General features: G+C 60.8%; 20 protein-coding genes and 1 pseudogene. 14 read left to right on the top strand and 7 right to left on the bottom strand.

From position 1 onward, the window contains the following. Positions 1 to 463 precede the first annotated feature (463 nt). The 3 genes from PZN02_RS00605 to PZN02_RS00595 all read left to right on the top strand — a co-directional run bounded on the left by PZN02_RS00605 (position 464) and on the right by PZN02_RS00595 (position 3,373). Complete coding sequence (locus PZN02_RS00605; protein WP_280661565.1) at positions 464 to 2,002, top strand: sensor histidine kinase; 1,539 nt, start codon at positions 464 to 466, stop codon at positions 2,000 to 2,002. Further along, positions 1,974 to 2,924, top strand: coding sequence for a peptidoglycan-binding domain-containing protein (locus tag PZN02_RS00600; RefSeq protein WP_280659718.1), 951 nt, complete (start codon positions 1,974 to 1,976; stop codon positions 2,922 to 2,924). Before PZN02_RS00605 ends, PZN02_RS00600 begins: the two co-directional genes overlap by 29 nt. Before the next feature lie 89 nt (positions 2,925 to 3,013). Next, a complete protein-coding gene (locus tag PZN02_RS00595; RefSeq protein ID WP_280659717.1) occupies positions 3,014 to 3,373 on the top strand; it encodes a DUF1491 family protein in 360 nt (119 codons plus the stop codon). Positions 3,374 to 3,527: 154 nt separating this feature from the next. On the opposite strand, the gene PZN02_RS00590 is transcribed toward PZN02_RS00595, so the two are convergent. After that, a complete protein-coding gene (locus PZN02_RS00590) occupies positions 3,528 to 4,571 on the bottom strand; it encodes a DUF2336 domain-containing protein (protein ID WP_280659716.1) in 1,044 nt (347 codons plus the stop codon). A gap of 307 nt (positions 4,572 to 4,878) precedes the next feature. Then, on the bottom strand, positions 4,879 to 5,196 hold the full coding sequence (locus PZN02_RS00585) for a hypothetical protein (protein ID WP_280659715.1): 318 nt from the start codon (positions 5,194 to 5,196) through the stop codon (positions 4,879 to 4,881). Positions 5,197 to 5,708: 512 nt separating this feature from the next. On the opposite strand from PZN02_RS00585, the pseudogene PZN02_RS00580 reads away from it, so the two are divergent. Next, positions 5,709 to 5,825 (top strand): annotated as a pseudogene (locus PZN02_RS00580) (MarR family transcriptional regulator); the annotation flags it as partial. Positions 5,826 to 6,044: 219 nt separating this feature from the next. Next, positions 6,045 to 6,329: a hypothetical protein gene (locus tag PZN02_RS00575; protein WP_280659714.1), complete on the top strand. Its 285-nt coding sequence runs from the start codon at positions 6,045 to 6,047 to the stop codon at positions 6,327 to 6,329. 791 nt (positions 6,330 to 7,120) lie between these two features. On the opposite strand, the gene PZN02_RS00570 is transcribed toward PZN02_RS00575, so the two are convergent. The 3 genes from PZN02_RS00570 to PZN02_RS00560 form a co-directional block, all read right to left on the bottom strand. Continuing rightward, positions 7,121 to 7,666, bottom strand: coding sequence for a DUF1254 domain-containing protein (locus PZN02_RS00570; protein ID WP_280659713.1), 546 nt, complete (start codon positions 7,664 to 7,666; stop codon positions 7,121 to 7,123). Continuing rightward, positions 7,659 to 8,246 carry a DUF1214 domain-containing protein gene (locus PZN02_RS00565; protein ID WP_280659712.1) on the bottom strand — a complete coding sequence of 196 codons (588 nt, stop codon included), beginning with the start codon at positions 8,244 to 8,246 and terminating at the stop codon, positions 7,659 to 7,661. Before PZN02_RS00565 ends, PZN02_RS00570 begins: the two co-directional genes overlap by 8 nt. A gap of 96 nt (positions 8,247 to 8,342) precedes the next feature. Beyond that, the gene (locus PZN02_RS00560) at positions 8,343 to 10,598 is read right to left on the bottom strand and encodes a transglycosylase domain-containing protein (RefSeq protein ID WP_425336259.1); all 2,256 of its coding nucleotides are present in this window, start codon (positions 10,596 to 10,598) and stop codon (positions 8,343 to 8,345) included. An 80-nt stretch (positions 10,599 to 10,678) separates the two neighbouring features. Between PZN02_RS00560 and PZN02_RS00555 the strand changes: the two genes are divergently transcribed. Next, positions 10,679 to 11,146, top strand: a complete 468-nt coding sequence (locus PZN02_RS00555) for a YcgN family cysteine cluster protein (protein WP_280661564.1) — start codon at positions 10,679 to 10,681, stop codon at positions 11,144 to 11,146. Between the two features lie 88 nt (positions 11,147 to 11,234). Here PZN02_RS00555 and PZN02_RS00550 read toward each other — a convergent pair whose 3' ends face one another. After that, positions 11,235 to 11,570 (bottom strand): MmcQ/YjbR family DNA-binding protein, encoded by a 336-nt coding sequence (locus PZN02_RS00550; RefSeq protein ID WP_280659710.1) that lies wholly within the window; start codon positions 11,568 to 11,570, stop codon positions 11,235 to 11,237. Between the two features lie 140 nt (positions 11,571 to 11,710). Continuing rightward, complete coding sequence (locus tag PZN02_RS00545) at positions 11,711 to 11,851, bottom strand: hypothetical protein (protein ID WP_280659709.1); 141 nt, start codon at positions 11,849 to 11,851, stop codon at positions 11,711 to 11,713. A 614-nt stretch (positions 11,852 to 12,465) separates the two neighbouring features. On the opposite strand from PZN02_RS00545, the gene feuN reads away from it, so the two are divergent. The 8 genes from feuN to PZN02_RS00505 all read left to right on the top strand — a co-directional run bounded on the left by feuN (position 12,466) and on the right by PZN02_RS00505 (position 19,604). Beyond that, positions 12,466 to 12,717 (top strand): two-component system FeuPQ modulator FeuN, encoded by a 252-nt coding sequence (gene feuN, locus PZN02_RS00540; RefSeq protein ID WP_225105149.1) that lies wholly within the window; start codon positions 12,466 to 12,468, stop codon positions 12,715 to 12,717. A 41-nt stretch (positions 12,718 to 12,758) separates the two neighbouring features. Next, positions 12,759 to 13,430, top strand: a complete 672-nt coding sequence (gene feuP, locus PZN02_RS00535) for a two-component system response regulator FeuP (protein ID WP_280659708.1) — start codon at positions 12,759 to 12,761, stop codon at positions 13,428 to 13,430. After that, positions 13,420 to 14,805 (top strand): ATP-binding protein, encoded by a 1,386-nt coding sequence (locus PZN02_RS00530; RefSeq protein ID WP_280659707.1) that lies wholly within the window; start codon positions 13,420 to 13,422, stop codon positions 14,803 to 14,805. The genes feuP and PZN02_RS00530 overlap by 11 nt, the downstream gene beginning before the upstream one ends. A 179-nt stretch (positions 14,806 to 14,984) precedes the next feature. Further along, positions 14,985 to 15,431 (top strand): hypothetical protein, encoded by a 447-nt coding sequence (locus PZN02_RS00525; protein WP_280659706.1) that lies wholly within the window; start codon positions 14,985 to 14,987, stop codon positions 15,429 to 15,431. Positions 15,432 to 15,572: 141 nt separating this feature from the next. Next, the gene (gene ccmI, locus PZN02_RS00520; RefSeq protein ID WP_280659705.1) at positions 15,573 to 16,718 is read left to right on the top strand and encodes a c-type cytochrome biogenesis protein CcmI; all 1,146 of its coding nucleotides are present in this window, start codon (positions 15,573 to 15,575) and stop codon (positions 16,716 to 16,718) included. Further along, on the top strand, positions 16,715 to 17,167 hold the full coding sequence (gene ccmE, locus PZN02_RS00515) for a cytochrome c maturation protein CcmE (protein WP_280659704.1): 453 nt from the start codon (positions 16,715 to 16,717) through the stop codon (positions 17,165 to 17,167). The genes ccmI and ccmE overlap by 4 nt, the downstream gene beginning before the upstream one ends. Continuing rightward, positions 17,164 to 19,152, top strand: coding sequence for a heme lyase CcmF/NrfE family subunit (locus tag PZN02_RS00510; protein ID WP_280659703.1), 1,989 nt, complete (start codon positions 17,164 to 17,166; stop codon positions 19,150 to 19,152). The genes ccmE and PZN02_RS00510 overlap by 4 nt, the downstream gene beginning before the upstream one ends. Further along, the gene (locus PZN02_RS00505; RefSeq protein WP_280659702.1) at positions 19,149 to 19,604 is read left to right on the top strand and encodes a cytochrome c-type biogenesis protein; all 456 of its coding nucleotides are present in this window, start codon (positions 19,149 to 19,151) and stop codon (positions 19,602 to 19,604) included. Before PZN02_RS00510 ends, PZN02_RS00505 begins: the two co-directional genes overlap by 4 nt. Positions 19,605 to 19,883: the final 279 nt, after the last annotated feature.

The following is a 19,883-nucleotide window of genomic DNA, read 5'->3' as shown; positions in this document are numbered from 1 at the left end:
GGAATCACAAGGTCGCTTTTCCAAAACCAGTGGAATTTGTATCGAATTTTAATGAAATGCGCGATTTCGGTATCCGAGACGGCATTTGTCTCGAATTTTAGCGATTGCCGTTAAGGTTCATGGCAAGGTTCCGGCCAGCGACCGCCGATGGCGTGGGCGATGGGCGTAAAAGACGCTGCCCAAATTCTTAACAAGAACCGGAAAATCCTCGGAAATCCGACGCTTACGCCCCGTTAACCACAAGGAACGAAGCTCGCCGGAATTGCCCCAAAACAGGATTTTTCGCCAGTTTTGCGCTCGCTCAGAGGCGGCCCGTTTATTCTTTCATTAAGTCGGGGGTGCGAGATTCGGACCATCACGAGACAGCCCGGCCAACCTCCCTGCGAAAGCGAAAAAAGGCGTTCCGGATCGACTCGAAAGAAACAACAAGGCGGCAGGGCAAAGCGTGAATGTATTGCGTGACATGGCTGGCAGATGGGCATCCCGCATGGATGAAGCTGCCGCCGCGTGGCTGCCGCATCGTGACTTCAAGCGTCTGCGCGCTGTCGCGGCCGTCTCTCTGACGGCTCTGCCTGTCGTGCCACTGGCGCTTATGGCTGTGTTGCCGGTCTCCACCGCCCTGCCGGTGGGGACGGCGTTATGGGCTTCGGCATCGCTGCTGGCCTCGGCCGCTGCCATTGGACGGGACCCCGAGCGTCAGGCATATGGTGATCGCGAGCCTGCGGCTGCGCTTCCCGATCTTTCAGCGGCTTATGATCTCTTCGCGGGTCTCGTTACGGTGCACGACCTGCGCGGCAATGTCCTATCCGTGCACGGTCGCGATGCTGCCGAACACCTCATTCTGATGCGCGATCCTTGCGGCCGCGGGTTCATCGAGCAGATCCACGTCTCCGATCGGATCACGTTCCTCAGAGCTATCGATGCGCTGCGCCAGAATGGCGAGAGATCGGCGGTCGACATCCGCCTCGAGCGGCTGTCGGTACCGGCCGAGGGGACGCAGTTCGTGCACATGCGTTGCGAGATGACCCCGGTCCGGGATGCCGAGGATCGGCTGACCGCCATCGTCGTGCAATCCCGCGATGTCTCCGAGGAAGCCCGACTGCGGGCGGAAGCAACCGCCAAGGCAGCCCATGCCGAATCGGCGAACGACGCGAAGACGCGATTTCTCGCAGCCGTCAGCCATGAACTGCGCACCCCGCTCAACGCCATCCTCGGCTTTTCGGACGTGCTCGCCGGCGAATATTTCGGGAAGCTGGAGAACGACAGACAGCGCGAATACGTCTCGCTGATCCACAAATCCGGCGCTCACCTTCTGTCTGTCGTCAACACGATGCTTGATATGAGCAAGATCGAGGCTGGCCGTTACGAGCTTGTTCCGGAGCCCTTCCGTGTGGCCGATGCCGTTGCCGCTTGCGAGGCCATGCTTTCCCATCAGGCGCGCGAGAAGGGCGTGAGGCTGGCAAGCCGCGTCACGCGCGCAGTTGGCGAGATCAATGCCGATCAGCGCGCGTTTCAGCAAATATTGATCAATCTTGTCGGCAACGCGATCAAGTTTACCAATCAGGGCGGGCTGGTCATGATCGATGCCGAAACCGACGGTGCAGTCTTGAAGCTCACCGTGAGCGACACGGGGATCGGTATTGCCGAAGACAAGTTGCAGATGCTCGGCCAACCTTTTGTCCAGATTCAGAATGACTATACGCGCCGCTACGAAGGGACCGGGCTCGGTTTGTCGCTGGTGAAGGGGTTGGTCACACTGCACGGGGGCAACGTTTCGATCCGTAGTTCCGAAGGCGAGGGGACCGTAATCGTCATATCGATCCCACGCGACGGATCAGGTATTGCGAACGGCGAACAAACGAGCATTCCTGTTACAGTGGAGTTCCCTCCGCGGCTCAAGGAGCGCAGCGAGGGAGCGGCGCGTATAGGGGAGGTTGGCTTCCAGGACGAGGGAATGAACGAGGACCGGGGACATGGCTCCGCGCAAGCGCAAACAGCCTGAGCGGGAGAGAGCGGCACGAAATCGACCTGGCCTCGCACTGCGCGGCTTGGCCGTCGCCGCTCGCGGTCTTGCATTTGCCGGAAGAATGATGGCGCGCCACCCTGTCAGCGCAGGCGGATCGGCCGCCTTTGTCGTCGTCTTCAGTTTCGTCGCTGCCAATGCCATGTGGTACCAGCATGGTGCCCACCCGTCGCCACTTTTGCGCACCCGCGTTCCGCTGGTCGGACCCGAAGTTGCCGAGCGCCTGGCAGCTGCCAACGGTGAGCCGGTCGAGCCTCGCAACGTAACGACCTTTGTCATCGAACGGGAGGGCGCCGAAAGGTCCGAGAACGTCGCTGATGCGACCGCTGCACAAGGCGAACTGAGTAAGCAGGCGAAAAATGCTTGGTCCACACACGCAGCCACCTCGACGCTTATTGCGGACGTACAGAGAGAGTTGGCGCGACTGGGTCTTTACGATGGAGCGCCGGATGGGCGTACCGGCCCGAAAACGTCAGCCGCGATCCTGCGCTTCGAAAAACAGGCAGGGCGTATGCAAAGCGGCGAAGCGAGCGACGAGTTGTTGCAGGCGTTGCGTGCGACAGACGATACCGGACTTGCGGTCGCGACCCCTGGCGATCGTCCCTATTCAGACCCTAAAGCTGCGCCGGCAGAGGTCGATCCGGTCGCTGCCGCGATCCGCACTGCCGAAGACGACAGGACATTGCTTCCTCGGGCCGACATTCCTGCCTCGAGCGAAATGGTGGTGAGCATCCAGAAAGGGCTCAGCAACCTTGCCTATGCCGACATCGTGGTCGATGGTGTCGCCGGCGATCAGACACGCGCCGCCATCCGGCATTTTGAGAAGCACTACCGCCTGCCGCAGACCGGTGAACCCAATGCGAAGGTTCTCAAGAAGCTGAAGGAAATCGGTGCGCTTTGAGCCGCGCCGGCAGCCTGAGTTCGCAACCGCAGCGGCGGCGCTTTACCCGAGCAATTGCATGCCGGTGGTCTCACGTGTATCAGCCTCGAATGCGCCTGAAATCCGATATCTTCGTGTCCTCCCTGCTACGCCGCGTCTTTGCCGTCGGTGGCTATGCCGCCGTACTGCGCAAGGGTGCGCAAGAGGCCGGCACGATCTTCATTCGCCAGCGCTCGCGGTTCGGGGGCGAGACCCTCTACGCGCCCGCGCCGCAGAATTTCTTCGACGATGAAGCCGATACGAGCCGCAAGTTCGAGATACGATTGCAGAATGTGGACGCGGATCACATCGACAGCGCGCTTTCCTCCGAGATCCGCTTCGATCCTGATTGCTGGATCGTCGAAATCGAACTGGACGATTGCGATGGTCTTTTCGAGGTCGTGGCCGACAATGCCGATCCCCGGCGATAAGGAAGCCGCCATAGGGAGCCATGGGGAAACATTACAGCGCCGTGCGTCCTAAAGGACGCACAAAGGACGCTGTAACTCTTTGAATCTACGCATCGTGCTTTCCGAAAATCGGGTCCGATTTTCGGGCCGATGCGCTAGGCGGGGCGAAGCAGGGTCAGCGTCTCCCGAACCCTCGCACGGGCTCGGCGGTGCTGCGATGGGCCACGGCTGGACGAGCCTCCTGCTGGCGGGGATCGGAGGCACGATTGTCGGCGAAATGGGCCTCGTAGCGGGCCGGCTCGCCGGCTCCAGGGTCATCCGCACGAAGCCAGGCCTCCACCCGTTCGATGCTGACTTTCCTCGCAACCGTCTCAATCAGGGCTGTGGCGCGAGTGCCGCCGCCGAGCCTTTCGGAAAGGTGCGGATAGAGCGCCTCGAGCAGAGAATTGATCTCGCCGGCTGGGAACTCAAGTGCAGAAAGGGTCACGGCGAGTTGCTGACCTGAAATGTCGAGAAGGATCCGCTCCGCAAGCGCTCGGCTCGATCGCAATGCGTCGGCGAGAGCCGTCGCGAAGAGAACCGCTTCGCCACTGCGGGCAAACCGCATGAGCAACGCCTGGTGGAGCTCGTCGATTGGCTGAAGGCGCGACGTACGTTCTCGCGGCTCGGCCCGCGCCAATGCCTTTATTTCCTCGCGCAGCTTTTCTTCGCGTGCGATGCGATCGGAAGAAGCGCTGTCCCCGGCTGGTGGCGGGCTTACTGCTTTTGTCCTCGGCTGATTCGCATCGGATTGCCCGCTCGGATACATGGCCTGGTGGTGCTCGACCAGGGCATCGACGACCGAGGGCGAAAGATTTTCCCGGTGCGCGATCGCGCTGGCATGGGCCGGTCCTTGCCGACGGATGATGGAAATCAGCACCCGATCGGAAATTGCTTTCGATCGGATCAGAAAGGTAGCGGCAATGGAAATCGGCATGCTGCCGATCAGCAGCGCGACAGGCTCGGGCACATGCGCACATTGCGAAAGCGCGGCGGTCGCCTGCCGGCGCGCTTCGTCGCTTGATCCGAGGAAAAGCGGTTCGAACAGCTCGGCAAACTGCCTCATGTCCGACTTGCGCGGGATGCGAAGGCTCTCGAAGCCGGTGACGGTCGCCATCAGCACGACGTCCTTCAGTCGGCCCGTCTGCGGCCTCTCCAACTCACGAAACCGGTTCGTCACAATTTATCCTTGCACGCAAAACACGATCGCCATCGCCGATGGCCCGGAACGGCACACGTCATCAAAAATAGATCTAAAACGTTAGCGTAGCATTAACTATGGACGTTGGGGCTTTATTCAGGCTTGCGGCACTGTCGTGGCGAAACGGAATTTTCTTTGATCCACAGAGGCCGGACGCCCGAGCTGCCGTCAGCCTTAAAGACTCCACATGCACTTCTATCTGATCCGCAAATCGGTGAAGCACTGGTGCCGCCGGTCGGACAATTGAAAAGCAGACGTTCGGTCGATTGACGAATGAGTTCTGGGTCTATTGGGCCGGCGGATTGGCAATTTTTTGCAACGCGTGGAAAATTAGAAATAATGCAAGTGCAAGAAGGGCAACACTTGGCCAGAAGTAGAAGGCGTGCGCTTCATAGTAGCGGCCAGGCACATATGGGAATTCGCCTTGCAGTAGAAAGGTGCCGATTATGACAATTGGAAACGTGTAGATTGCAATCCAAATATTGGCGAGACCATCAGGGTTCGATCTTAAAAAATCTAGCCAGATAACGATTGCTCCCACGATATAGAGGGCGGGCGCAATAAATTTCATCATCATCAATAGTCTAGACAAGGCCATTCTCATGTTGTCGCCCAACGGCTAAGTTTGAGGCTATGTGGCGGCCAGACGCGGCCCACGGTGCTTCACGGTCCGCTCGAATGCGTTGTCAGAAGGCAGCACGTTTCCCCCTAACCAGTCGCGCCACTGCCCATACTGGCACCGCAAGAACAGCACCCCAAAGAATGCTGTTTCCAAGCACGACCGCCCATTGTTGCAGGGACGATAGCCCCTTGGTTTGTATATGTGAGATGGGCGAAAGGAGCGTGTCCGAAAGTGCCGTGGCCAAACTTTCGAGTTGGCTCATATCGCCACCCGAGTCGAAGCGCCCCATTCCCAAGGAAAAACTGACGAGGAGAGTGCTCAACGCCAACAATAGATGAACCACTGCCAAAACTGCGGCAATCGTGAGGTATCTCGGGCGATTCATGCGGCCTTCTGACGCCCTGGTTGACCGGCGGCAGAGCCGTCAGTGTCGAGCTGCAAGTTAAACGGGCTGACGAACATTCGTACCTTTCCTTGTTTGTGGCAGTCAATAGCAGGTCGAGCAGCCGCCGATGGCGCAAATGCTAGCTCGCATGGAGCGGGACGGATTGATCCAGCGAACACCCCACTCGGAAGACGGGCGAAGCAGCCGGAGTGTGGTTTCGACGACCGTCTGTGTGAGAACGACTGAAGCGCCGTGCCTTCTGTCGGCGGCGGGCCGCTCGAAGACCAGAGCACGACACGCAGGTAGTGAGAACGGCCAGAGACGTTTTTCGAGAGGGCGGCGGCATTTGCCGTCCGCTCTTTTTGGTTCAGTCGATTTGCGTCGCTTCGCGGGAACCAATCCTCCCTAGGCGCGTTGACATCGCGCGAAGAAAAGGAGCGACGAAATGGCGGAGAAGAAGCTGGCAGCCGTCGGGGCGGAAACGGAGGCTGAAGCACGCACTGCGAGCGCGCAGGCGGAACTGGAAGCGCAGATTGCAGACCTGAGAACCGAGATCGCTCGGCTGACGGAAACGGTTTCAGCCATCGGCACCGGTGCAAGGGCCGTCGTGCAGGGAGAGGCGGAGTTGATGACAGAGCGCGTGCGGGAACGCGTTCGCGACGAACCGATCTCGACCTTGCTGACGGTCGCCGGCGTGGCTTTCCTGTTCGGGGTGCTTGCGAGGCGCTGACCACACTTCCCGATACAACTGCATGCAAGCCGAATGATCTCTCGGCGCGGGAGGCGTGTGTGCCGGTCAGGGGAATGGATCACCAAAAAGGGGGAAGCACGATGAGTTTAAGATAGTGTTAACTAGGCTATGGCTCAATCAAGATGGACCGGCTATCATCGGTCCGGCATCTGATGTGAACCGAAACAACGTCCGGGGTCGCCGGAAGAAGGAGCAGATGAGAAGGGCGCGTCTGTCCAGGGAATGTAGCCTTTGGAAAATGCGTCAGCCCCACCGCGGGCAGGGTGAAATCGGTACGGTAGTTCATCCGTCTCATGGAAATACGGAGACGAGCATGGCAGACGTAATCAGAATGCAGGATCGCAAGGTCCAAAGGCCGCGAAGGCCTCCCGTGAAGTCGGGCAGCGCCACTGTGCTGTTGTTTACAGGTATCCGCTACGAGCGTCTCGACGGTCGCGGACCACAGCCCAAGGCGCCGACGGGACCACGGATCAAGAAGCAGTAATTTAATTTGTAGCGTGCGGCACTGCTGCCTACGCGGGTGCGGCCGCGTGACTTAAGTCGTCACTTCAATGCCCGGGACACCGGGCGCCTCCACCAAATCTTCGACCATAATGTCATCGGGTACGTCCGGTCTATGTCGGACCTTCCGGTTTGCCCGGCAATCAAATATGCCCTCGACATTGGTGCGCCGCCTGCATTTTCCTTTGCGCGAGGGGTGAGACGCGCGGCGCGGTAATGGGGCGGGCAGCCCTGCGATACCAGGAAGCGGCGGTGCCGGCCGTATCGCGTTAACGCCGGAAGGGCTCGCAGCTCGATTCGGTGAGAAAATTGCGAACCTGTTCCTCGAAGCTGTCGAGCGGGGCAAGAGCCCGCAGGACTGCATAGCCCTCGTCGTCCTTCATCTCGATCATGATCGATTGAGCCAGCGTTTCGGGGGGCGATTTGCGCAATTCGACCAGTTGGATAGGCGTGGCGACGACCAAGTCGAGACTGCCGTTGACGGCCGTATGGTCGTTCATGCTGAACACTTCGTTCGAGTTGCTGTCGAAGACTGAAAGCGACCAGAACGGCACCGCGCCGCGGGCAATGAAGCGCGAGGGCGCCTCCGCGATTGAAAAGCTGCAGACGGCGGCTCGCAGATAGGGATCGCTGTTGTCGAGCCCGGTCGCCCCCGGCTCTGCCGTCAATGGGAAGAAGCTGTCCATTTCGAGGAGGCCGAGCACCCGCGTATAGGCGTCCCGGCCGGTGAATTGCGGCAGGGCAAGCACGATAATGATATGCAGCAGGGCCGCGCCAAACAGGCCGACGAGAATGGCGAACAGCGTGCTACGCATTTCCGCACCCCGTCTTGACGATCTTTGGCATCGCTAGATCGATCAATCCCGAGGAACCGGCGGTCGGTGTATCGAGCAGGGTGAGTACGAGCTTGAAGCTGCCGCTGTGGCGGATGGCGAGCCAGTTTTCCGGATGAGCGACGGGCGAGGCGTGAACGACGAAACTGCTGTCTTCGGCGCGCAGCACCGTCCAGGAGTTCGCTCCGGAGGGCAGGTCCGCTCCGGGCCGCAATGTCACGCCCTCCGACGTCGTCGCATAGAGGGTCCAGAAACGGGCGGGCGGGGTGATGCCCGAGATATCATAGGAGCAGGCGGCCGACAGGCGGGCGCCGCTGTCGTCCGTCGCAGCCGTAAAGATCAGCCCTTCCGCGCCCCCAAAGAGCAACTCGCCGGCGCGGGCGCGGTGCGCCTTGGCGTAGGGGTCCGCCGAGGCCGTCTGGGCCTCGGGGAACGCGATCCAGGGGCCGATCGCGATCGAGCCGAAGCCGACGGTCGCCTTCAGCGCCCAGACAGCTGAAGTGATCCCACCGCCAAAGGCGACGATCAGAGCGAGAGCGACGAGGAGGGGGATGCGAAACAAGGAGCGGCTCTATCGTATCTCGTTTGCCTGGCAATGTGCGAAAGCCACGCGGCGTGGGCGGTTCGTTCGTCAAGGAACGGATTTTTGACTACAAAGTCAATCGCTTGTGGCACTCGCCGGAGGCGTCTCAAGCACTGCGACCCTGCCGGAGTTCTTTTCGGGTGCTTTGAGCGGGGAGGCTTTTTCGAACGTCGCGCCGATCGCTTTCAACAGTCTGGTCACCTCGGCGGAGAGGGAACGCGGGCGAACAAGCGGCGGAAGGGCATTCTCATCGGGCTTTGCGTCCGCCACCTCTGCTGGTTTCGTGGTCGCGTCGGGAAGCGGGTTGTCGATGCCGGGGATCGCGCGGTGCTCGATGCCCTGTTCGGCATAATCCATCAGCCGTTTGAAGGTCATGGCCGGCAACGAGCCGCCGGTCATCTCGTTGGTCGATGTATAGTCGTCATTGCCGAACCAGACAGCTGTGGTGTAGTCGCCGGTGAAGCCGATAAACCAGGCATCGCGATAGGCCTGCGTGGTCCCCGTTTTGCCGCCGGTGACGATGCCGTTGTCGAGGGCTGCACGCCGCGCAGTGCCCATCACCGGAATCTGGGTGAGAATGCGGTTCATCGACGAGACTGCCTGTTCGCTCAGAACCCGTTGCGCCTGAGGCGCATCGCGGCCGAAATCGTAAAGGATGTCGCCATCATAGTTGAGGATCTGGCTGATGCCATGACGCCGCGACTGCAGGCCGCCCGCAGGAAAGACGGCGTAGGCCGTCGCCTGGTCGAGCACGGTCACTTCGGAGGTGCCGAGCGGCATGGTCTTGTCGGTGCGGATGGGGGTTTCGACGCCCATCCTCTTTGCGGTGGCGGCAATGATCTCGGTGCCAAGCTTGTCCTTGGCGAGGCGGACAGGGATCGTATTGATCGATCTCGCCAGCGCGTTCATCAAGGTAATCCGACCGGCATATTTGCGGGCGTAGTTCTGCGGCGACCAGCCGCGCCAGGTGATCGGAGCGTCGACCACCACCGTCTCCGGGGTCATGCCCTTTTCCATCGCCGCGGCGTAGGTATAGACCTTGAAGGAGGAGCCGGGCTGCCTCAGCGCCCTTGTTGCCCGATTGAACTGGCTTTCGCCATAGTCGCGGCCGCCGACCATGGCACGTACGGCACCGCCGTTTTCCACCATGACCAGAGCGCCCTGCTTCACCTCATAACTTTCGCCATATTGCCGGAGGCTCGACTCGACCGAATCCTCGGCCGCGTGTTGCAGGCCCATGTCGATCGTCGTGCGCACGATCAGAGAGTGCTGCGCGAAGGGGGCGGCGATACGTTGGACTTCTTCAAAGGCCCAGTCTAGGAAGAAGTCGGGCGCCTTGACCTGGGCTCGATCGACGACCGTTGCAGGATTGAGGCGGGCGGCAATCACCTGGCCCTCGGTCATCAGCCCACCCTGCACCATGTTGGTGAGAACCTCGTTGGCGCGGCCGCGAGCGGCCGGCAGGTTCACGTGTGGCGCATAGCGGGCGGGCGCCTTGAAAAGGCCGGCGAGCATGGCGGATTCGGCGAGACTGATGTCTGTGATCGCCTTGCCGAAATAGAACTGCGCGGCCGCAGCCGCTCCGAAAGTACCGCCACCCATATAGGCGCGGTCGAGGTAGAGGCCCAGGATTTCCTTCTTTGACAGGTTGGATTCCAGCCAGACGGCGAGGAAGGCCTCCTTGATCTTGCGCTCGATCGTACGTTCGTTCGACAGGAACAGGTTCTTGGCAAGCTGTTGGGTGAGGGTCGAGCCACCCTGGACCACGCCGCCCGCCCGGGCATTCTCGGTCATGGCGCGCGCCAGGCCGAGAAAATCGATGCCCCAGTGATCGAAGAAACGCCGATCCTCGGTGGCGAGAACCGCCTTGATGAGATGGTCCGGCAATTCGTCGATCGGGACCGAGTCTTCATGGATGATACCGCGGTGGCCGATCTCATTGCCGTAACGGTCGAGGAAGGTCACCGCAAAGTCGCTTTGGGCGCGCCAATTGCCTTTGGTTTCCTCGAATGCCGGCAGGGCCAGAGCCAGCATCAGCACCGAGCCCGCCGTTCCCCACGTCGCCGCTTCGCCAAGCACTTCGAAAACAGCTCTCTTCCAGCCGCGTACGCGAAAGCGCCGGAAGAAGATGGTCGTGTCTTCCCACCATTCAGCCAGCCGGAATCCCGCATTCCACACCGTCGAGTCGATCCAGGAATCGATTCTGAGAAAGATGTGTCGCCTCTTCGGCCGGTTGTCCTCTTTCTTCGGTTCCTGCACGGTGTTCTCGTCTCGAAGGTTCGCTTGCCCACTATGATATTTGCACGGGGCGAGTTTCCAATCTACTTGCATATCGCGCTGCCGGCCTTAAAAAACCGGCAATTTTCTGCAAATGTTCCATGTTGGCATGGAACAGACGAAAGTGTGACATGATGGGCGAAATGCCTTTCTGGAAAACCAAAAGCCTTGAAGAAATGAGCAATGCCGAGTGGGAAAGCCTCTGTGACGGCTGTGGGCTCTGTTGCCTGAACAAGCTCGAGGATTGGGATTCGGGCGAGATCGCCTGGACCTCGATCCGCTGTACTTTGCTCGATGGCGAAAGCTGTCGCTGCAAGGACTACGATAACAGGCAGGCGACTGTCCCGGATTGCATCCAACTGACGCCGAAGGTGGTGCACGAGATCTCATGGCTGCCGCCGACCTGCGCCTATCGGCTGATCGGCGAGGGAAGGGATCTCTATTGGTGGCATCCGCTCGTCTCCGGCGACCCGGAAACCGTCCATGCGGCAGGCATATCCGTGCGGGGCCGCACCGTTGCGGAGGATGGTATCGATGTCGAGGATTATGAGGACTACCTGGTTACCTGGCCGCTGGAAGTAGGATTGGAACCGGTCCGCTAGTGCATGGTTCCTTAGATCGTAGGCCGATTTAAGGATAAAACATGCAGCGATTCAAAGCGCTAACGCGTCCATTGGGCGGGGCGAAGGCTCAGGTGCCACCGTTCTTCTTCACAAGACTTTTCGGCGCGACGTTGCGCCATGCGGTTTCCATGGACTGCCGAACAAGCTCCTCGTCGGCGTCGACGAAATAGAACGATGTCCAGCCGCGTTCTCCCCAGCCGCCGGGGACCGCGGCGCAAACTCCGGGCTCCATTTCCAGTAACATGCGCTGCTGGTCGGGCGTGAACTTGAAGACCGCGCGGCCTGCCTCCGGCAGGGACATGAAAATCCGCTTGCCCACGCGAAAATCCCGCGTTCCGAAATGGGCATTCTCTTGCGTTCCCGGCAGGCTGAGCGCCAGCTTTTCCATCTCTTCGGTCAGCATTGCGGAAGAGTAGCATGGAATTGTGGATTGGTAAAAAGGCCGCAGCGGCTTCGTCGTCGACGGCCAGCAAGCGCTGTGGCGCTGTATTTTGAGGAGTGGCACCGCTGGTAGAACGGCGTTCTTTCAGCGGTGCCGGAACATCATTCTGCAGGCGGAACGGGCTTTTGCGCAGTCTCGCCAGCCGTGCGCATCTCGCGCCACTCGTGCTCGAAGCGATCGAGAAGCGATTGCGGAATCCTGGATTGCGGTAGTGCGGGCTGTTTGTTCGCGAGCGTCTGCATCCGTTTCTCCTGGTTCATGACGGTTGAAGGATGCAAGACAATTTCACATCGTAAATGCGTTGTAAATCAGTGGCTTAAATCATTTAAACGATTGAAAATTCTTTAAATCGATTAATGTTCGATTGATCCACAAAATTTTCCTTGAACCCTTTAGGCGGGATTCACCGGCTTTGGGGCTGTCGCACGGCAACCGGAAAACGATGCATTTTCAAATCTCTGAACAAGGACACGGATTCACTTCGGGACACCTTTGAACGATCGGAATCAATTCTTGAGAAAATGGTCGCAAGCGATTGAGAAGAATCGAGGGAGGCCCGGAAGGTTAAAACGGCGCGTGAGCGCCTCGCCTCCTGAGGGCGGCGGTAGCAATCTGGGCGCGGATAAACATTCTTCTGCGGAGATCCTAACAAATGACTGCCTTGGCAGTCGGCGAAAGGCTCGCCGGTTGCGCGGTGCGATCTTTCGCAACAGGAGGAATCGCTGCAATCTACGGTCGTTTTCCCGCGAGCAGATACCGCCGTCGGAAGTCGTGCCGCGTCCGACATTCATTTGCCATTCAGCCTGTATCAGTTAATGATTTTCGCCATGATGCTTCCCAAGTCGAAAGTGCGTTCATGTCTTCACCAGTGATCATAGCCGCGCTTGCCGCAGGCCTCGCAGGCTTCTCGCCGCCTGCCATCAACGTGCCTTCGGCTGTTGTCCGCGCGGCTGGCGATTGCAGCGCTGCCGCCGCGCAAGTGGTTGCCGAGACGGGTGGAGAACTGCTCTCCGCCCAGCCGACATCCGACGGTCAGTGCGTGATCACGGTGCTTATCCCGGGCAACGGTGGGCGGCCTAAGAAGGTAACGGTGAAGGTGCCGATGTAGGCTGCTTGCGGGTAGCCTACGAGCAAGGGAACTGAACGCAGATGCGCATTCTTATAGTCGAGGACGACGTCAACCTGAACAGGCAACTGGCCGACGCATTGAAAGAAGCCGGCTACGTCGTCGATCAGGCCTTCGACGGTGAGGAGGGCCACTATCTTGGTGACGCGGAACCCTATGATGCGGTAATCCTCGACATCGGCCTGCCGGAGATGGACGGCATTACCGTCCTCGAAAAGTGGCGCGGCGACGGCAAGACCATGCCGGTCCTGATTCTGACCGCACGCGACCGCTGGAGCGACAAGGTGGCCGGTATCGACGCCGGCGCCGATGACTATGTGGCCAAGCCCTTCCATGTGGAGGAGGTTCTTGCCCGCATCCGCGCATTGATCCGTCGGGCCGCGGGGCATGCGAGTTCGGAGATCGTTTGCGGTCCGGTGCGGCTCGACACCAAGGGTTCGAAAGCGACCGTTCGCGGCGTGCCGCTGAAGCTCACGTCGCATGAGTTCCGGCTGCTCTCCTACCTGATGCACCATATGGGGCAGGTGGTGTCGCGCACGGAACTGGTCGAACACATGTATGATCAGGATTTCGACCGCGACTCCAACACGATCGAGGTGTTTGTCGGTCGGTTGCGCAAGAAGATCGGCAACGACTTGATCGAAACGGTTCGCGGCCTCGGATATCGCATGCAAGCGCCCGGCAATGGCAATTAGATCGCTTACGGCCCGCGTACTGGCGGTTTCGACCGTTTGGGCCGTCGTCGCCCTCGTAGTAATTGGAGTGGTTATCTCCGCGCTGTACAGACAAGGGTCTGAGCGCGGCTTCCAGGATCTGCTGCGCGCGCAACTCTACAATGTCATCAACTCGATTTCCGTCAACGAGAAGGCCGTTCTGTCCGGAAGTCCGCAGCTCGGCGACCTTCGTTTCTCCCAGCCCCAAACCGGATGGTACTGGATCGTCGAACCGATCGGTGAATTTGACACGCCACCACTGCTGTCGACGTCTCTCGGCTCGGCAAAACTGCCGATTGCCAGTGTTGACGAGGTTCCCTTCGATATTCGCTACGAGCGCTTCTACACGACCATGGATCCGTTCGGAAACGAGGTCGAGGTGGCCGAAACCGAGGTCGTGCTCGACATCCAGGGGCATGCCGCTCGCTTCCGGGTCGCGGGCAATCGCGATGTGCTGGAGGCGGATATCGATCGCTTCACCCGTAATCTCACCATCGCGCTGTCGATCTTTGGTCTCGGCGGACTTGGCGTCAATGCGCTGACCATTCTGTTCGGTCTCCGGCCGCTGGACCAGGTGCGCCGCTCGCTTGAAAAGATCCGCGCGGGCGAGAGCGAGCGCCTGGACGGCGCTTTCCCGCGTGAGATCCAGCCGCTTGCCAACGAGGTGAACGCCCTGATCGACAGCAATCGCCGTATCATCGATCGGGCGCGCATGCAGGTCGGCAACCTTGCTCATTCCCTGAAGACGCCGATCGCAGTTCTGCTCAACGAAGCGCGTGTGCTGGAAACACCGCATGGGGAGTTGGTCAAGACGCAGGCCGACGCGATGCAGACCCAGGTGCAAATCTATCTCAGCCGCGCGCGCATCGCCGCGCAACGGGGCTCGATCCTCGCCAGAACCGAGGCTCAGCCCGCGCTCGAACGGCTTGTCCGGGTGATGCGGCGTCTCAATCCGGAAAGGCAGTTCAGCCTGTCGATCAATCCGCCGGGCCTGATATTGGCGATGGAGCAACAGGACGTCGAGGAAACGGTCGGCAATTTGCTCGAAAACGCCGCGCGGCATGCACGCGACCATGTCCGGCTAACTGTCCGGCCGGCCCCGGAAGACGTGCACGGCAAGGATCAGGGTCGTCACTGGATCGTACTCGACGTCGATGACGACGGTCCGGGCCTCGATCCCGACCAGATCGCCTTGGCAATGAAGCGTGGCAAGAGGCTCGACGAGAGCAAGCCCGGCACCGGGCTTGGACTTTCGATCGTGAGCGAAATTGTCGGAGAATATCAAGGCACGATCGAACTTTCGCGGCGCGACGAAGGAGGATTGCGGGCCCAACTCGTTCTGCCTGCTGCGGTTTAGCGGCCACACAGCGGCCGAAAATGCCGATCCCCAAGAGGGTGTGGTTGCCTGATGCGCCGGGGAGTGCAAAAAGAAAATCGACAGGGTGCCACCTGTCCGCCGCCGGATGTACGGGAGGGCGGATAAGGTGGTTTGCGGTGCAGTTGAGTTGTCGGGGGATCATGAGGAACCACGCAGTAATGACACGAGCCTTTGTCGCCAGCGGTAGGATCGCCGTCATCGCGGCTGCCGTCGCACTGGCTGGTTGCGGCACGGCGTCGAACGGCCAGCGTGGGGCCGTTTCGGGTCTTTCTGCGACCGCAACGCGAGGAGCCTCGTCGACGGCCTATATCGCCGCGCTCCAGGGTGGTGTCATTGCGCGCCTCGATGGGATCGATCTCGGCAAGTCCGATCGGCAGAGGGCGCTCGAGGCCGAGTACCGGGCGCTCGAGGCCGCACCGGGCGGGCAGCCGGTCGTCTGGGAGGGACGCGGCGTCAGCGGTTCCGTCGTCGCCGCTGCACCCTATCAGGTCGGTTCGCAGAATTGCCGGCAATATAGCCATACGGTGACCGTCAAGGGGCAGCAAACGACCGCACGCGGAGCGGCGTGCCGCAATCCCGATGGAAGCTGGACGCCGCTGACATGAGCCCGCAGCGTCACTTCGGTGACGCGCCCTCGGCCACCAAACGAGCAAAATACGCGGGCGACTTGCGGCGAAACGCCTCAAATCTCCGTCATTGCCTGTTTTCGAGTTGGAATGGCACGGGGCTCATAGTATTTCCCCTCCATGTTGTTCTGGATCCTCGTCGCTATCTTGACGGCGGCAGCCGCTGTCGTGCTCGTTCTCCCGCTGATGCGGGCAGCGGCACCGCTTTCGTCTCCCCACAGCCATGACATCGAAGTTTATCGCGACCAGCTCGAGGAAGTGACGCGGGATCAGAAGTCCGGCCTGATCAGCGGCGAGGACGCGGAACTCGCTAGGGCCGAGATCGCGCGCCGGCTGCTTGCGGCAAGCGCCGCGGACGCGCCCGCCCGGGAAAGTGGTCCGAAATCCCTGCGCTCGAACCGCATCGCGCAGCTCTTCGTTCTTCTCTGTCTTCCCGCCGTGGGGCTTTGCCTCTATCTCGTCACCGGCAGTCCCGGCGTGCCTGCGCAGCCGCTTGCGGCCAGGCTTGCCAATCCGGGTGACGACATCAACATTTTGATTGCACGGGCCGAGAACCATCTCGCGGCCAATCCGGGCGATGGCCAGGGCTGGGATCTGCTGGCGCCGATCTATATGCGCAGCGGCCGGGTCGAGGACGCTGTCGCCGCCTACGATCAGGCGATCCGCCTGCTCGGGCCGACGCCCGCCAGACTCGGGGGCTATGCAGAGGCGTTGATCGTGCAGTCCGGCGGCTTGGTGACGGCCGATGCGCAGGAAGCCTTGAAGAAGTCGCTTGCCCTTGACCCCAACGACCCGCGCTCGGAATTCTATCTGGCTCTCGGCCTCAAGCAGGAGGGTAGACAGCAGGATGCACTCGCCGCATTTCGCAGGCTTGCCGGCAATTCTCCCGCTGACGCGCCTTGGCTGCCATTGGTGAACCAACACATCGCGGAGCTGTCCGCCGGTCAGGCGCCGGCCGGCAATACGATGCCGGCAAACCCAACGTCCGAGGATATGGCGGCCGCCGCGCAGATGGATGCCGGTGATCGCCAGGCCATGATCCGCGGCATGGTCGACAGCCTGTCGAGCAAACTGAAGGAAAATCCCGCGAACTTCGAAGGATGGATGCGCCTGATCCGTTCCTACGTTGTGCTTGATCAAAGAGACAAGGCGCGCGACGCTCTACAGCAAGGGCTGAAGGCGTTCCCGGCCACCGGGGATCCAGGGAAGCAGTTGCTGGCTCTCGGCCGCGAACTCGGGATCGACGCGGACGGAGAAGAAGAATGACACGCAAGCAGAAACGGTTGGCGATCATCGGCGGTGGCGTCGGCTTCTTGATGGCCGCCGTCTTCCTGGTCATGTTCGCCTTCAGCCAGGCGGTCGCTTACTTCTATGTTCCGGGCGATCTCACGAAGGCCGGCCTTGCTCCGGGAACGCGCATTCGCCTGGGCGGCCTCGTCGAAACCGGTTCGCTCAAGCGTGGCGAGGGCAAGACAGTGACGTTCAACGTCACCGATACGCTGGGAACGGTACCGGTAACCTATACCGGCATCCTGCCCGACCTCTTCCGCGAGGGACAGGGCGTGGTGGCCGAGGGCGCCTTTGTTGCGGGCAGTCCGGTATTCGTCGCGGATACGGTGCTCGCCAAGCACGATGAAACCTATATGCCGAAAGACGTTGCAGACCGTCTGCAGGCACAGGGTGTTGCGCTCGGTGGCAAGGAAAACATTCAATGATCATCGAGCTCGGACATTATGCCCTGGTGCTGGCGCTCGCGACGGCGCTCATCCAGGCGGTCTTGCCGCTCGCCGGGGCGCGGCGCGGTGATCGCGCGCTGATGGAACTTGCATCGAGCGCCGCACTCGTCTGCGCCTTGCTCGTTGCCTTCTCCTTCGCGGTGCTGACTTTCGCCTACGTGACCTCCGACTTCTCGGTACGGAACGTCTGGGAGAACTCGCACTCGCTCAAACCCTTGATCTATAAGATTTCCGGTGTGTGGGGCAACCACGAGGGGTCGATGCTGTTGTGGCTGTTGATCCTCGTCTTCTTTTCCGCGCTCGTGGCGCTTTTCGGCCGCAACCTTCCGGAAACGCTGAAGGCAACCGTGCTCGCCGTCCAGGCCTGGATCACGGCCGCCTTTGCGCTCTTCATCCTGCTGACGTCCAACCCCTTTGCCCGCCTCATTCCGGCTCCGGGAGAGGGGAAGGACCTCAACCCCGTGCTTCAGGATGTCGGCCTCGCCATCCATCCGCCGCTGCTCTACCTCGGCTATGTCGGCTTTTCCGTCTGCTTTTCCTTTGCGATCGCGGCACTGATCGAAGGCCGCATCGATGCGGCATGGGCGCGCTGGGTACGGCCCTGGACTCTTGCCGCCTGGACTTTCCTGACCGCGGGCATCGCCATGGGCTCCTACTGGGCCTATTACGAGCTCGGCTGGGGCGGTTGGTGGTTCTGGGACCCGGTCGAAAACGCCTCGTTCATGCCCTGGCTTGCTGGCACGGCGCTGTTGCACTCGGCACTGGTGATGGAAAAACGCGAGGCGCTGAAGATCTGGACCGTGCTGCTGGCGATCATGACCTTCTCGCTGTCGCTGCTCGGTACCTTTCTCGTCCGTTCGGGCGTACTCACCTCGGTGCATGCTTTTGCGACCGACCCGACGCGCGGGATCTTCATTCTCGCCATACTCGTCGTCTTCATCGGCGGCGCGTTTTCGCTTTTCGCGCTCCGGGCCTCCCGTCTTAGGTCCGGCGGACTTTTTGCGCCGGTCTCGCGCGAAGGCGCACTCGTTCTCAACAACCTCATTCTCACGACGGCGGCAGCGACCGTGCTCACCGGCACGCTCTATCCACTGGTGCTTGAAGCTCTGACGGGGGAAAAGATCTCGGTCGGTGCACCGTTCTTCAACATGACCTTCGGCCTGTTGATGCTGCCACTGCTCTGCGCAGTTCCTTTCGGCCCGCTGCTTGCCTGGAAGCGCGGCGATCTCACAGGTGTTGCCCAGCGTTTGTTCGTCGCGGTCGCGGTGGGCCTCCTTGTCGCTGCGGTCTATTACTACGCAATGAATGGCGGCCCTGTACTCGCTCTCCTCGGCATTGCGCTCGGCGTCTATCTGGTCGTGGGCGCGCTGACCGAACTCATTCTGCGTTCCGGTATCGGCAAAGTGGCCGGCAGCATTGCCTGGAAGCGGCTTTCGGGCCTGCCGCGCTCTGCCTTCGGGACAGCACTCGCCCATGCGGGACTGGGCGTCACGTTGATCGGCATCGTCGCCGTCACCGCTTTCGAGACCGAGGCGGTCGTCGAGATGCGGCCGGGAATGATGGTGGACGCCGGCGGCTATACCCTGCGCTTCGACGGCATGCGCCAGGGGCGCGGACCGAACTATACCGACGAAACCGGGCATTTCACCGTCAGCCGGGGCGGCGTAGCGGTCACGGAAATCTGGTCGTCGAAGCGGCTCTATACCGCGCGCCGGATGCCGACGACGGAGGCCGGAATTCGGACCTTTGGCCTCAGCCAGCTCTATGTTTCCCTCGGCGATCAGATGACCGACGGCGGAATTGTCGTGCGTGTCTGGTGGAAGCCGCTGATCCTTTGCATCTGGGGCGGGGCGCTGATCATGATGGCGGGCGGCGTAGTCTCCCTCAGTGACCGCCGCTTGCGGGTTGGCGCGCCGACGCGCGCCAAGAGGGCCGCGCGGCTCGCCTTGGGGGCTGCCGAATGATCCGCTTGTTGCTTGCGCTTTTCCTTTGCCTCTCTTCCGTGGTGCCCGCCTTCGCGGTCAATCCGGACGAGGTGCTTGCCGATCCGGCACTCGAAGCGCGAGCGCGGGCGATCTCGGCCAAGCTTCGCTGCATGGTCTGCCAGAACCAGTCGATCGACGACTCCAATGCCGAACTCGCCAAGGATTTGCGGGTGCTGGTGCGCGAGCGGTTGACGAATGGCGATACGGACGAAGCGGTCATTGCCTATGTCGTCTCCCGCTATGGTGAATTCGTGCTGTTGAAGCCGCGTTTCGAGGCGAAGACTGTGATTCTTTGGGGCATGCCCGTCATTCTGCTTCTTTGCGGTGGAGTTGTCCTCGTTTTGGCTGCGCGCCGACGCAGTGCGCGTACGCTCGGCGTGCCGCTTTCCGACAAGGAAAAGGAAGAGCTGGATAAGCTCTTGAGGTCCTAGAAAGCATCATTCGCTGGATACCCGGGAGTCTGAAGATCGCGCCTTTGATATCGAACGATCGTTCAGGACGCTCAGACGAATTTCGCATATTGGAAAACGAAGTATGGCGCCGTTCCGCATGGTGCTTAACAGTCTCTCTCCGGCTTCCATGCGAACATTACCAAATATTCATCTGCCGGACAGAACTCAGTAAGGTCCCATCCGTTACACCTTTCATCATCGGCTGTTCCTCCAGTCACAGCCAGGCGAGCAGTTCCCCGGACGCCAAATACCCGTTCG

This window comes from Sinorhizobium garamanticum (genome assembly GCF_029892065.1).
Classification (GTDB): Bacteria; Pseudomonadota; Alphaproteobacteria; order Rhizobiales; family Rhizobiaceae; genus Sinorhizobium; species Sinorhizobium garamanticum.
Note: the sequence above shows the minus strand (reverse complement) of the source record. Positions and strands in the feature narration are given on the sequence as shown.